At 77.3% G+C, this 569-nt stretch carries 1 protein-coding gene; it reads left to right on the forward strand.

Annotated elements, in window-relative coordinates; genetic code table 11:
• Window positions 1-569: dihydroxyacetone kinase subunit DhaK (locus tag NON00_RS24665; RefSeq protein WP_256025444.1), on the forward strand; the 569-nt coding region annotated here is incomplete at both ends.

A 569-nucleotide genomic window follows, 5' to 3' on the forward strand; every position in this document is an offset into this window, starting at 1 on the left:
GCCTGCCGCTGCCGGAGGTCGCCGCCGCCGCCCGTGCCGCCGCCGCCGCGCTGGGCTCGATGGGGGTGGCCCTCGGCGCCTGCACCGTGCCCGCCGCCGGCCGGCCCGGCTTCACGCTGGAGGCGGATGCGGTGGAACTCGGCCTTGGCATCCATGGCGAACAGGGGGTGCGCCGCGTGCCGCTGCAGCCGGCCGATGCGCTGGTGGCCACGCTGCTGGACGCCATCCAGGCCGATCTCGGCCTCGCCGCCGGGGATCGCGTGGCGCTGCTGGTGAACGGGCTGGGCGGCACGCCGCCGATGGAGCTGGCCATCGTGGCCCGCGCCGCCCTGGCCCGGCTGCGCGGCGCCGGGCTGGAGGTGGCGCGCGCCTGGTGTGGCAATTTCCTCACCGCCATCGAGATGCCGGGCTTTTCCCTCTCTCTGATGCGGCTGGATGCGGCGCGCCTCGCTTTGCTCGATGCCCCGGCCAGCGCGCCGGCCTGGACGGGCAATGGCCGCATCCCCGAGGCGCCGCGCCACGTGCCGGCGCCCGCCCCGCAGCCCGCTGAGCACGAGGCCGATGCAGCG

Origin of the sequence: Roseomonas sp. GC11 (genome assembly GCF_024437745.1) — a bacterium.
GTDB lineage: Bacteria > Pseudomonadota > Alphaproteobacteria > Acetobacterales > Acetobacteraceae > Pseudoroseomonas.